We start from the raw sequence: 12,802 nt of genomic DNA, 5'->3' as shown, positions 1-12,802 counted from the left end.
ACTGGGGCTTTTGTACATCTATCGTTTGGATAATAGGGATTTATTGAGTAGTAGGTGATATTAGCCAGTGGTTCGTAGGCTTCTACACCAGTAATGAAAATATGCTTACCAAATTGGTTACTTTGTTATCATTAATATCGGTGATATTATCGCCCTACTTGCTTACATAAACGCCATACCGTGATTTACTCAGCTTCCGATCTCATTAACTTTGCTAGCGTCTTAAACAATATTATCTGCAGTGTTGTCGGATGTTTGTTCTTATTACAAATTCGTAGTGGTTTGTCTGGCTATCAGCGACTCTCAGCGTCGTATTTTTTCCTATTTTTTCTGTTTTTAGGTTCTGCTTTTTTTGCCATGGCTATCCGCTCTTGGGTTCCTCTTGGCTATTCTGTATTAATTAATAATGCGCTCTATATGAGCGTGGCTTATCTATTGTTGTTTGGAACTCTAAGTTGGTATAAGAAATCAATAAAGTCTTGGCTATGGAAACTGGCTGTAAGCCACGTTCTTACTTACACGATTATTCAGTTCGCTATTTACTATAACTGGACTGGAACCCTTCAGTTCAGAGTTCAGTTAGCTTTTTTTAACTTTATTCTGGTTTATCTAGCAGCGTGCTGGGTCTGTTATAAGAATAGACATCTGAACGGAAGAGGTGAGCGCATGTTGGCGCTCTCTGCTGTGGTTTGTATGGTTGCCGCTAGCTTTCCAACTATCGCTTTGGCTATAACTAACAGTCCTGATTACTATCGTGTGGCAGTCGTTGTAACTCAGAACATTGTGTGTTTCTTTTTGCTTGGTTCATTATTGTCCCTGTTTTTGTTTAAGCAGATCGATTGGCATTACGAGCGCTCTATACGTGATGAACTGACGGGGTTGTACAATAGGCGCTATATCAATGAGCGGATTTCTCAATCTTTATCGAGTACTGGCTCACGAGGTGTGATCGCTGTTGTTGATATCGATCATTTCAAGAAGGTAAATGACTCTTTTGGACACGATGTCGGTGACAATACACTTATTGCAGTTTCTAACATCCTCACATCATTTATGGGGCAGCAAGATCTGATTGGTCGTTACGGTGGCGAAGAGTTTGTTCTTTTTCTTTCTCAGAGCGATTCTGAGAGTGTTAAAACGCTTTTAGAAGAGATGAGTAGGGCCGTTGAAACCAAAGCATCTGTAATGCTTCCTAACCCCGTTACTATCAGTGTCGGCTACAGCGAAGTGAGCAACGAAGACACGCTACATAGTTTATTCAGTAAAGCGGATTCGGCTCTGTATATGGCGAAGCGCAACGGCAGAAACTGCATCATTAAGAAATAGGTGTGTGATAGCAATTTAATTACCACTATTGTTTACATTGTGATGAGAATAAGTTTTATTAACGCTTTATCGTGTTGCTTTACCTGAGGCAGAAATGGATATTACTCGTCGCCGCTTTCTTTCAGTTAGTTCAGCTCTTGGGCTATCTACGTTATTACCTGCCTGTTCATTGATCCGGACTGATCAGGAAAGATATGTTTATGAACTTACAGCGGAAGCTTCTTCTGCTGAGATCGTTCCGGGTTATGTCACTCCTGTTCTTGGCTTTAATGCTTCAATACCCGCTCCGACAATACGCTGTCGTCAGGGGGAAAAAGTGACCATTCGCTTTACCAACAAACTTGATGAACCGACAACAATCCATTGGCATGGCTTGCGTATACCTATTGGTATGGATGGTGTTCCATTTCTAAGCCAGAGGCCGATTATGCCCGGTGAGATGTTCGTTTATGAGTTTACTCCACCGGATGCGGGCACCTTCTGGTATCACCCTCATATGAACAGCGTAAAACAACTGGGTATGGGACTGGTTGGTCTTATCGTGGTGGAAGAAGCGCAACCAGTCACTTTCGATCAAGAGCATGAGTTAGTTCTTAAACATTGGCATCTTGATAAAAAAGGTCAATGGAAGGATTTGATGATTCCACGCTACAGCGCTCGCATGGGTACTCCGGGGGAGTGGGGAACGGTAAATGGTATTCACAATCCTAGTTACGATGTGCAGCAAAATGCCAGTGTCAGATTGAGAATCGCTAATGTCGACAACACGATTACTTATCCAATTGCTGTTGAAGGTGCTGAAGCGTGGGTAGTGGCTATAGATGGTAATCCGATTAAAACGCCTTATCCTTTAAAAGAGCATAAGATAGGGCCGGGAATGAGAGTGGACATCGCTTTTATTGCGCCTAAGGCTGGAAATGTGGTTTACGTGCGCCAGATGAAAGGAAAATTCCCGTTCCCACTGTGCGAATTTAAATGCCAGCAATCAAAGCTACGCGAAGACACCGAGATCCCAGCTTTGCCTCTCAATCCAATTCCTAAGATTGATTTGGCCAATGCTCAATCCATAGACTTCGTTTTTGAGTGGGAAGGTGCCGTTTCTCCTGCTGATGAAAGTGGGCATGCTGTACCTAATTTTTGGCTGATGAACAAACGAGCTTGGGAAGGAATGAGCGCCAATAATATTCCTGCACCACTCGCTAGTTTAGAACTTGGCAAAACGTATATTTTTAATCTCAAAAATGTCACGCAGTATCATCATCCTATTCACTTGCATGGACATACGTTTACCGTGTTAGAGTTGGATGGCAAACCTGTCGATGCTCCTTTTCATACTGATACAGTATTGCTTGGAAAAAATGGCTCAGCGAAGGCGGCGTTCGTTGCCGACAACCCAGGTCGATGGATGTATCACTGTCATGTGATTGAACACATGAAAACGGGTTTGATGGGATACATCGAAGTTGCTTAAAGTGACTCCTGTAACTTTTTAAAACTATTCAGTTATAGAGGGTAATTCCTCTTATTATGAGAACATTATTTTCATCATTTTTGACTCTTTTGTGCTCAATAAATCAGTACAATGGCTGAAATGATTTTGGGAGGGTACATGGGGCAATTTTCAATTTTGGGTCTTATTGCGATCGGTGGTGCGATCGGTGCGTGTTCTCGATACTTAGTATCAGAAATGTGTGTCACTTTATTCGGACGATCTTTCCCATATGGTACATTAACCGTTAACGTGGTCGGCTCATTTATTATGGGGTTGCTGATCGCTGCAGTAGAGAATGAGTGGCTGGCTCCTTATCCTTGGCGACAAATTATCGGTTTAGGTTTTCTTGGTGCACTGACTACGTTTTCTACTTTCTCAATGGATAACGTACTTCTTGTGCATCAAGGTGCGTTTGTGAAAATGGGTTTTAACGTGCTACTAAATGTGCTGTTGAGCATTTCAGCCGCTTGGCTTGCTTATCAATGGTTAATAAAAGGTTGATTAAAAACTCTACTTTTGTTCTTGGTTAACTAAGTTTCTTTATCTATAATCGTTTCACTTGTCGGAGTGCCATAAGGCTGAGACCGTTTATTCGGGATCCGTTGAACCTGATCTGGTTAATACCAGCGAAGGGAACAAGAGAAGAGCCTCTTTCTAGATTGGTTGGCTATAAGCCCCAAACCTAAGATCCGTCTACTCATCTCTTATTGACACATTTTTCCGCCAAGCATTTATCCCTAAAACAATACAAGGAAAATGCTATGTCGAGTCGCAAACAAGCGAGACTGGAAGCAAAACAGTTTATCGAGAACCTCTCAGTTCAACCTTATCCAAATTCTAGTAAGACCTATGTCGTTGGCTCTCGTGCCGATTTACGCGTACCGATGCGTGAGATTTCACTTGCTGATAGCTTAATCGGTGGCAGCAAAGAAGCTCCGATATTTGAGCCTAACGAACCTATTTGCGTTTACGATACTTCTGGCGTTTATACCGATCCTGAACATGAAATCGATTTATACAGCGGGTTACCTAAACTAAGAGCCGACTGGGTTGAAGAGCGAAACGATACTGAAGTTCTGCAATCGATGAGTTCTGAATACGCGCAAGAGCGTCTATCAGATGAAACATTGGACGAGCTGCGTTATGGCAATTTGCCTTCGATTCGTCGTGCCAAAGAGGGAAAACGCGTTACTCAGCTGCATTATGCTCGTCAGGGTATTATTACTCCTGAAATGGAGTTTATTGCGCTGCGAGAGAACATGGGTAATCGCCGTTACCAAGATGAACAACTCAACCAGCAGCATTCAGGACAGAGTTTTGGTGCAAATCTACCTAAAGATATAACTCCAGAGTTCGTGCGCAAAGAAGTGGCTGAAGGGCGCGCGGTGATTCCATGCAATATCAACCACCCAGAAGCTGAACCTATGATTATAGGTCGTAACTTCTTAGTGAAAGTAAACGCCAACATTGGCAATTCGTCTGTGAGCTCTTCAATTGAAGAAGAAGTAGAAAAGCTAGTATGGGCGACGCGTTGGGGTGCTGATACGGTTATGGACCTTTCTACTGGCAGAAATATTCACGAAACACGTGAGTGGATATTACGTAACAGCCCGGTTCCGATTGGTACTGTTCCTATGTACCAAGCTCTGGAAAAGGTAAACGGTGTAGCTGAAAACCTGACTTGGGAAGTGATGCGCGATACTTTACTTGAACAAGCGGAGCAGGGGGTCGATTACTTCACAATTCATGCTGGTTTGCTTCTTCGATACGTACCTATGACTGCTAAACGCGTAACCGGTATTGTCTCTCGTGGCGGCTCAATCATAGCTAAGTGGTGTCTGGCTCATCATCAGGAAAATTTCCTTTATACCCACTTCAGAGAGATTTGCGAAATCTGTGCGAAGTATGATGTTTCGCTTTCGTTAGGTGATGGTTTACGCCCAGGCTCGGTTGCTGATGCGAATGATGAAGCTCAGTTTGCTGAGTTAAGAACACTTGGCGAGTTAACTAAAATCGCTTGGGAATATGATGTTCAGGTTATTATCGAAGGCCCGGGTCATGTTCCTATGCACATGATTAAAGAGAACATGGAAGAGCAGTTGAAGCACTGCCACGAAGCGCCTTTCTATACTCTTGGTCCTCTGACGACAGATATTGCACCCGGCTATGATCATATTACGTCTGGTATCGGCGCTGCCATGATTGGTTGGTATGGCTGTGCCATGCTTTGCTATGTAACGCCAAAAGAGCATTTAGGACTTCCTAACAAAGAAGATGTAAAAACAGGGCTTATTACTTACAAGCTTGCTGCTCACGCCGCTGACCTTGCTAAAGGGCATCCAGGCGCTCAAGTCCGCGATAACGCTTTGTCAAAAGCTCGTTTCGAATTCCGTTGGGAAGACCAATTCAACCTGTCTCTCGATCCAGTTACCGCGCGAGCTTTCCATGACGAAACACTTCCTCAAGAGTCAGGGAAAGTTGCTCATTTCTGTTCTATGTGTGGTCCTAAGTTCTGCTCAATGAAGATCTCACAAGAGGTTAGAGAATACGCGAATAACAAGGAACAAGTTGCCGCTGACCAAGCAATCGAAATCAAAATGCTGGATGACCCACTGCTATTTGAACAAGTGGATCAAGGTATGCGTCAAAAATCTCAGGAGTTCTTGCAGTCAGGTTCTGAGCTTTACCATCCAGTAGTTAAACAGAACTCTGTCGTTACAGAGGAGTAACTTGTGAAGATACTTATCCCATCTCATTGCCTTGAGTTTACGGGAGAAGTTCAACAAGTTTTGCTGCTCGCAGCTGAGCAGGGTTTCAATGTCAGTCACATTGAGTTGGGCGTAAGCCCGACCCAATGTATTGAACTTGTTGATACAGAGACTTCTCGTTTATACAGCAATTTATTTGAATTAAGTGGTAACGGCGGTCTAGATAGAGAACTGACGTTCCTCTACGGGGGGCAACCTCAAGAGGTTTGTCTACCTAATGTTGTTCAAATTGGCGTTTCTTATGATGAACGTCTGGTAGACAGCTGGCTTCATCTAGATGAAACAACGCTCTTGATTCATAGTCAGACCTTATCTACGAATCAATCTTGGCGTCATTTTGCTTGGGTCGTAGCTTCTCTCGCTCTCGATTTTCCTCTGGAAGATGCCCTTGTTTTGAGTCGGGCTGCAATGAATGTTTCACGTGAAACATGGCCGACACAGTTCCAACATTTTCCGTTTATTGAGCAACCTGCAGTTTCTATTGCTCAAACAGGTTTTACCACTCTAGGTAAACAATCATTGGGTCTATACCCAGTCGTTGACAATGTTGAATGGATTGAAAGATTACTTAAGTTGGGAATTAAAACCATACAACTACGGATTAAAGACCCAAATGAGCCAAGTTTAGAACGACAAATCGTTAAAGCTATTCGACTGGGTAGAGAACACAAGGCACAAGTGTTTATTAATGACTACTGGCAGTTAGCTTTGAAGCACAAAGCTTTTGGTGTTCACCTTGGTCAAGAAGATGTACTAGACGCAGATTTGGAGCTTATCGCAGAGAGTGGGATGGCATTGGGGTTATCCACTCATGGCTATTTTGAGTTGCTACGTATCCATCAGCTATCACCGAGCTACATCGCCCTTGGACATATATTTCCTACCACTACTAAGCAAATGCAATCAAAACCACAAGGCTTAGTACGATTGGGTCTTTATCAAAAGCTGCTTGATAGTATGCCTTATGGCAAATCCATCGGAGTACCAAGTGTTGCGATTGGCGGTATTGATTTAGACAATATTCAGCAAGTGCTCGATCAAGGTGTTTCAAGCATTGCTGTGGTCAGAGCTATTACCGAAGCAAAAAATGTGGAAGCAAACGTAAAAGAGTTGCAGTCAAAGTTTAGCCGCACCTCGAACAGACAGGAGGTGTTCGATGTTATCTGACAATGCCTTTTTACGATATCAACGCCAAGTATGCTTACCTGAGATCGGTGAATCAGGGCAACAAAAACTGTGTGACTCTTCTGTACTAATCATCGGCTGTGGAGGCTTAGGTAACTCGGCTGCTCTATACCTAGCTGCTGCAGGAGTAGGAAAGCTGGTTCTTTGTGATGATGATGAGGTAGAAGTTTCTAACTTGTCTCGTCAAATCGCATTTCGTAACCAGCATGTATCAACACCAAAAGTAGATGCATTGGCGCAACAACTACGAGCTTTAAATCCCGAGTGTCATATTCGAACGGTACAACGACGAGCTGATAAGAATCTGTTGCCTTTGGAAGTGTCTATGGCGGATGTGGTGTTGGATTGTTCGGATAACCTAAAGACTCGACATCTCGTTAATCAGGTGTGCTTTGAGTGTCAGGTTCCACTTATATCAGGCGCCGCAGTTGGTTGGAGTGGTCAGGTTATCGCTTTTGATTTTGCCGCACCAAACAAAGCAACTGGCTGCTATGCCTGTATGGTTCCTCGTGACTATACCGATCAAGTGGGGAAATGCAGTGACCTTGGGATTATTGGTCCGGTAGTTGGAACGATTGGCAATCTACAAGCCTTGTTGGCCATTCAATATTTGGCTGAGTTGCCTGAGTTTAAAACTCATCAGTTAATGACATTCGACGCTAAACACCTAGATTGGCAAAAGTGGCAGTTGATGGCAGATCCTGATTGTGAAGTCTGCGGAGCCAAAGAAACCAATACTAATAACAACGAGGGGGTGATATGTCCATCACTGTAACCGTTAATGGCGTTGTTCAGCAGATCAATCAGCAAACCACGCTTACTTCTTTGCAACAGCAATTAGATTTACCCGCAGTTGGTTGCGTCTTTGCCATCAATGATCAAATTATCCCTAAAGGCTTGTGGTCATCTCAGGAGCTCAATGAAGGGGACCGAATCTCACTTTTTCAAGCGATAGCAGGAGGCTAACGTTATGTCGAATAACAGTCTTTCAGGTCAAAATTTACTAACAATTGCGGATAAAACATTTCGCTCGAGACTACTCACCGGTACTGGCAAGTTTTCTAACCGCGATACTATGACGAAAGCTATTCAAGCTTGCGAATCTGAATTGGTTACTATGGCCCTCAAGCGAGTGAACCTTGAGACTCGTGACGATGATATTTTGTCTCCGCTAATAGAAGCTGGGGTGAATCTATTGCCAAATACGTCAGGTGCAAAATCAGCAAAAGACGCCATTTTTGCGGCGCATTTGGCTCGTGAAGCACTTGGTACAAATTGGCTTAAATTGGAAATTCATCCTGATCCAAAGTATCTGATGCCAGACCCAATAGAAACGTTGTTGGCCGCCGAGCAGCTAGTAAAAGATGGCTTTATTGTATTGCCATACTGCCATGCAGACCCTGTTCTGTGTAAAAGGTTGGAAGAGGTTGGCTGTGCTGCCGTTATGCCGTTGGGAGCGCCTATCGGTACCAATAAGGGATTGGTATCACGTGAGTTCCTCGAAATTATCATCGACCAGGCGAATGTTCCTGTCATTGTTGATGCTGGAATTGGCGCACCGTCAGACGCTGCATTAGCAATGGAACTAGGGGCGGACGCTGTATTGGTGAATACCGCAATTGCTACTGCGGGTGATCCGATTGCCATGGCCAAAGCATTTAAACTGGCAGTGGAGGCGGGGCGAATTGCTTTTGAAAGTGGATTGGCTGGTCAGGTAAATCACGCTGTAGCGTCAAGTCCGTTTACAGAGTTTTTGGGAGGCGCATGATGAGCTTTCTGGAGCGATTTAAACAACTCGACTGGGATGATATTAAGCTCTCTATATACAGTAAAACTTCTCAAGATGTCGAACTGGCGTTAAGTAAGTCAAAGCGAAGTCTTGAAGATTTTAAAGCGCTGATCTCTCCTGCTGCAGAACCTTACTTAGAGCAAATGGCGCAACAGTCTTACCTGAAAACTCGCCAGCGCTTCGGTAATACGATGTCGTTCTATGTTCCGCTCTATCTATCAAATTTATGTTCTAACGATTGTACCTATTGTGGGTTTTCAATGGGCAATCGTATCAAACGTAAAACCTTAACTGATGATGAGATAGAGGCTGAAGTAGAAGCAATTAAAAAAATGGGATTTGATAGTGTTTTGCTGGTAACTGGCGAACATGAAACCAAAGTAGGAATGGATTATTTTCGAAGAACCGTTCCTCTGATTAAGTCTTCATTTAACTATCTGGCTATGGAAGTTCAGCCTCTAGACCAAGCTGAGTATGCGGAACTAAAAACGTTAGGTTTAGATGCAGTCATGGTTTATCAAGAGACCTATCATCCGTCGACTTATAGTAAACATCATTTACGTGGTAAGAAGATGGACTTTCAATATCGCCTAGACACACCGGAGCGGTTAGCCAAAGCGGGTATAGATAAAATTGGGCTAGGGGCGTTGATTGGTTTGGAAGATTGGCGAACGGACTGCTTCCATGTAGCCGCGCATATCGACTATCTGGAAAAAACGTATTGGCAAAGCCGATACTCGATTTCCTTTCCACGATTAAGACCGTGTGCAGGAGCCATGCAGCCCAAATCTGTCATGAGTGATAAACAGCTTGTACAGCTCATTTGCGCTTATCGCTTATGGAATGGAGAAGTAGAACTCTCTCTATCGACACGTGAGTCTGCTAGTTTTAGAGACAACGTTTCAGTGCTGGGAATCACCAGTATTTCTGCTGCTTCTAAAACTCAACCCGGTGGTTACGCAAATTCAAATGTTGAGCTGGAGCAGTTTGCAATTAGTGATGAACGCACTGCAAATGATGTGGCGCTGGCGATGAAGAGCAAAGGGCTGGAAGCAGTGTGGCAAGATTGGCATTTTGCCTATTCAGGATAAAAGCCACCAGCTGACTATTCGATTTGGGCGATTGAGATCTTGAGATAGAGAGAAGAATAGAGACAAAAGATGTTTCACGTGAAACATAAAAAAGGCGACCATAAAGTCGCCTTTCTCTTATCAATCTGAATCTACTAATCTAAGCAGCTTGCTCTTGCTGATACTTACCAAGTAGAGCGTGGTAGAAGTCATGGTCACTTAACGTTCCGACTAACTCTCCATTCTCTATCAGCACAATAGGGTTACCAGTATGATAGCAAATTTCGATAGCATCACGCATTTCGATATCTGGTGAAGCTACTACAAGTGAATCACTGGTTAATTCTTCGAACTTAGTCTGTTCGTTCCATTCAATCAGCTTCAGTTTTGGCGAAGAAGATACATTCCATTTGTTGTCATTTTTCTCTATCCAAACATCAGCTTGTTGGCAAATCTGCCAGCGACCAGATTCTTGCTTAAGTTCATCACAACTGTTCATTAAAGATCGTCCTTTAAGGACATTTAATGGGTTGGTATGAGAAACGAAATCTTGGACGTACTGAGTCTTTGGCTTGAGAACAATCTCTTCTGGCTTACCATATTGGATCAGCTTTCCTGATTCCATAATGGCGATACGAGATCCAATCTTCAGTGCTTCGTCTAAATCGTGGCTAACAAACACAATGGTTTTGTTTAAGCGTTTTTGTAGGCTGAGTAGCTCATCCTGAAGTTGCGATCGAATCAATGGATCAAGTGCAGAGAAGGGTTCATCCATTAACAGAATATCGCTATCCATCGCGAACGCTCGTGCTAAGCCTACGCGTTGTTGCATGCCGCCAGACAGCTCATGTGGAAGCTTATCTTCCCATTCTGCAAGTCCAACCATTTCCAGTTTTTCACGTGCGCGAGCTCGGCGTTCCTTTTTAGCTAGTCCCTGCATTTCAAGACCAAAGGCAACATTGTCCAAGACACTTAGCCAAGGCATGAGCGCAAACTTCTGGAACACCATAGAGACTTTATTGGTGCGTAGTTCTCGCAGAGTTGTTTCATTACATGTAGCTAAATCGATACTCTGCTCTTTGTCCTGAACCACTAGAGAACCACGAGTAATTGGGTTAAGCCCGTTAATTGCTCGTAGTAAGCTCGATTTTCCGGAACCCGATAACCCCATAAGGACACAAATTTCACCTTGGTTTACATCAAGGCTTACGTTATCGACGCCAACAACTAAACCTGTCGCATCGATAATTTCCTGACGAGTTTTACCTTGATCCAGTAGCTCTGTTGCAGCGGCTGTTTGGTCACCAAACACGACGTCCAGATTTTCGATATTAATGGTTTTCATTATGATACCTCTTTACTGTTTGGTGCTTTACACAGTCGGTCCAGAATGATGGCGACGAGTACAATCGCTAAACCCGCTTCGAAACCTTGCGAAATGTTTACCGTGTTTAATGCGCGAACAACTGGCTTACCTAAGCCATCTGCGCCAACTAAGGCTGCAATCACTACCATTGACAGTGATAGCATGATGCATTGGGTAATACCCGCCATGATACTTGGCAGAGCGGCAGGAAGTTCGACTTTGTAGAGCAGTTTTGTGCGGTTAGCACCAAACGCTTTACCGGCTTCAATCAGTTCTTCCGGTACACGGGTAACTCCCAAGTAAGTCAAACGAATCGGCGCTGCAATGGCAAAGATGATGGTAGAAATCAGTCCCGGAACGACACCCAAACCAAACAATACCAGTGTAGGGATCAGATAGACGAAAGTAGGAACTGTCTGCATCAAATCCAAAATAGGACGCATCAGGGTGTAAACCCATGGACGGTGTGCCGCCATGATTCCGAGTGGGACGCCAATTAATACGGAAATCGTTGTCGCGGAGAAAACCATAACAAAGGTTTCCAGCATTTCTTGCCAGTAGCCAAGGTTTAAGATCAGCAACAGGGCTGCGATGATAAACACAACTAACGAAACACTGCGGTGCAACCACCACGCAATAGCGGCGGTTAAAAGAATAGGAGCGGCTGGTGGCATCCATTTAAAGACATCAACCAACAACATAATGATGCTTTCAAGTAAGAAAGAAATGGTATCAAAGAAACCAGAGGCATTAATGGTGAGCCAGTCGACCCCGGTTTCCATCCAACTTCCTAATGGGATTTTATGCTCAGTAATAATGTTCACGAGAATTCCTTATTTAGTGGCAGGGCATTTAGCCCCGCCAACCAGTTTGTTAAGCGTCTTTGTTCAAATATGCGGTTACCGCTTCTATCGCTGGTTTACCGTCTTTAGTGGTGACTTTCTGTAACCACTGCTCGATAGCTTCTGGGTTAGCACGCAGCCATTCCTGAGCCGCTTTTGATGGCTGTTTCTTTTCGTTAAGAATGGCTTCCATCAGAACGTTTTCCATATCAAGGCTAAACGACAGGTTGTTAAGTAACTGACCTACATTCGGGCACTGTGCTACGTAATCTTTGCGTACGTTGGTATAAACGTTTGCACCGCCGTAGTTAGGGCCGAAGTAGTCATCACCACCCGCCAGATATTCCATCTCAACATTGCTGTTCATTGGGTGTGGCGCCCAACCGAGGAATGCAATCCATTCGTTACGGCGAACGGCACGCTTAACCTGAGAAACCATGCCTGCTTCGCTCGACTCAACCAGTTTGAAACCTTTAAGGTCGAATGCGTTGCTATCAATCATTGATTGAATGAGTCGGTTACCATCGTTACCAGGTTCAATACCGTAAATACGGTCTTTGAATTGATCAGCATGCTTTGCAATGTCGGCAAATGACGTTACGCCTGCGTCATAAACATATTTAGGTACGGCTAGGGTGTATTTCGCGCCTTCAAGGTTGGCGCGAATAGTTTCTACCGTTCCTGCATCACGATACTTGGCAATATCGCCTTCCATTGTTGGCATCCAGTTACCTAGAAAAACGTCGATATCGCCATTGGCCATAGAGGAGTAGGTAACTGGTACTGAAAGTAGGTCAGTCTTGGTTTGGTAGCCCAAACCTTTTAACAGTTCGGTTGTGACAGCGGTAGTTGCTGTGATGTCTGTCCAGCCGACATCAGCGAAACGAACTGTTTCACAAGTGTTTGCATAGGTGTTGAACGACAGCATAGTTGCTGCTGCAAGAGTGATGACTTTACGCATGTT

General features: G+C 44.0%; 12 protein-coding genes and 1 riboswitch. Of the genes, 9 read left to right on the top strand and 3 right to left on the bottom strand.

What is annotated here, in order from left to right:
* Positions 1–255 precede the first annotated feature (255 nt).
* The 9 genes from AAGA51_RS15185 to thiH all read left to right on the top strand — a co-directional run bounded on the left by AAGA51_RS15185 (position 256) and on the right by thiH (position 9,651).
* A complete protein-coding gene (locus AAGA51_RS15185; protein ID WP_255209419.1) occupies positions 256–1,326 on the top strand; it encodes a GGDEF domain-containing protein in 1,071 nt (356 codons plus the stop codon).
* Positions 1,327–1,420: 94 nt separating this feature from the next.
* The gene (locus AAGA51_RS15180; RefSeq protein WP_042490119.1) at positions 1,421–2,797 is read left to right on the top strand and encodes a multicopper oxidase family protein; all 1,377 of its coding nucleotides are present in this window, start codon (positions 1,421–1,423) and stop codon (positions 2,795–2,797) included.
* Positions 2,798–2,935: 138 nt separating this feature from the next.
* Positions 2,936–3,319, top strand: a complete 384-nt coding sequence (gene crcB, locus AAGA51_RS15175; RefSeq protein WP_042490117.1) for a fluoride efflux transporter CrcB — start codon at positions 2,936–2,938, stop codon at positions 3,317–3,319.
* Between the two features lie 52 nt (positions 3,320–3,371).
* Positions 3,372–3,470: riboswitch (TPP riboswitch) on the top strand.
* A gap of 109 nt (positions 3,471–3,579) precedes the next feature.
* Positions 3,580–5,547, top strand: coding sequence for a phosphomethylpyrimidine synthase ThiC (thiC, locus tag AAGA51_RS15170; RefSeq protein ID WP_042490115.1), 1,968 nt, complete (start codon positions 3,580–3,582; stop codon positions 5,545–5,547).
* A 3-nt stretch (positions 5,548–5,550) separates the two neighbouring features.
* Complete coding sequence (gene thiE, locus AAGA51_RS15165) at positions 5,551–6,753, top strand: thiamine phosphate synthase (protein WP_042490113.1); 1,203 nt, start codon at positions 5,551–5,553, stop codon at positions 6,751–6,753.
* Positions 6,743–7,546: a HesA/MoeB/ThiF family protein gene (locus AAGA51_RS15160; RefSeq protein WP_042490112.1), complete on the top strand. Its 804-nt coding sequence runs from the start codon at positions 6,743–6,745 to the stop codon at positions 7,544–7,546. Before thiE ends, AAGA51_RS15160 begins: the two co-directional genes overlap by 11 nt.
* On the top strand, positions 7,531–7,737 hold the full coding sequence (thiS, locus tag AAGA51_RS15155) for a sulfur carrier protein ThiS (protein ID WP_042490110.1): 207 nt from the start codon (positions 7,531–7,533) through the stop codon (positions 7,735–7,737). The genes AAGA51_RS15160 and thiS overlap by 16 nt, the downstream gene beginning before the upstream one ends.
* Positions 7,738–7,741: 4 nt before the next feature.
* Positions 7,742–8,539, top strand: coding sequence for a thiazole synthase (locus tag AAGA51_RS15150; RefSeq protein WP_042490109.1), 798 nt, complete (start codon positions 7,742–7,744; stop codon positions 8,537–8,539).
* Complete coding sequence (thiH, locus tag AAGA51_RS15145; RefSeq protein ID WP_042490107.1) at positions 8,539–9,651, top strand: 2-iminoacetate synthase ThiH; 1,113 nt, start codon at positions 8,539–8,541, stop codon at positions 9,649–9,651. Before AAGA51_RS15150 ends, thiH begins: the two co-directional genes overlap by 1 nt.
* A 139-nt stretch (positions 9,652–9,790) precedes the next feature.
* Here thiH and choV read toward each other — a convergent pair whose 3' ends face one another.
* Genes choV through AAGA51_RS15130 form a run of 3 tightly spaced genes read right to left on the bottom strand, consistent with a single transcriptional unit; the run spans position 9,791 to position 12,799 of the window.
* A complete protein-coding gene (gene choV / locus AAGA51_RS15140; RefSeq protein WP_042490105.1) occupies positions 9,791–10,975 on the bottom strand; it encodes a choline ABC transporter ATP-binding protein in 1,185 nt (394 codons plus the stop codon).
* Entirely contained in the window at positions 10,975–11,820 is an 846-nt protein-coding gene (choW, locus tag AAGA51_RS15135; RefSeq protein WP_042490103.1) for a choline ABC transporter permease subunit, read from the bottom strand. The genes choV and choW overlap by 1 nt, the downstream gene beginning before the upstream one ends.
* A 49-nt stretch (positions 11,821–11,869) precedes the next feature.
* Positions 11,870–12,799: a choline ABC transporter substrate-binding protein gene (locus AAGA51_RS15130; protein ID WP_042490101.1), complete on the bottom strand. Its 930-nt coding sequence runs from the start codon at positions 12,797–12,799 to the stop codon at positions 11,870–11,872.
* Positions 12,800–12,802 lie beyond the last annotated feature (3 nt).

This window comes from Vibrio diazotrophicus (genome assembly GCF_038452265.1).
GTDB lineage: Bacteria > Pseudomonadota > Gammaproteobacteria > Enterobacterales > Vibrionaceae > Vibrio > Vibrio diazotrophicus.
This window is presented reverse-complemented; position numbering and strand designations above follow the sequence as displayed.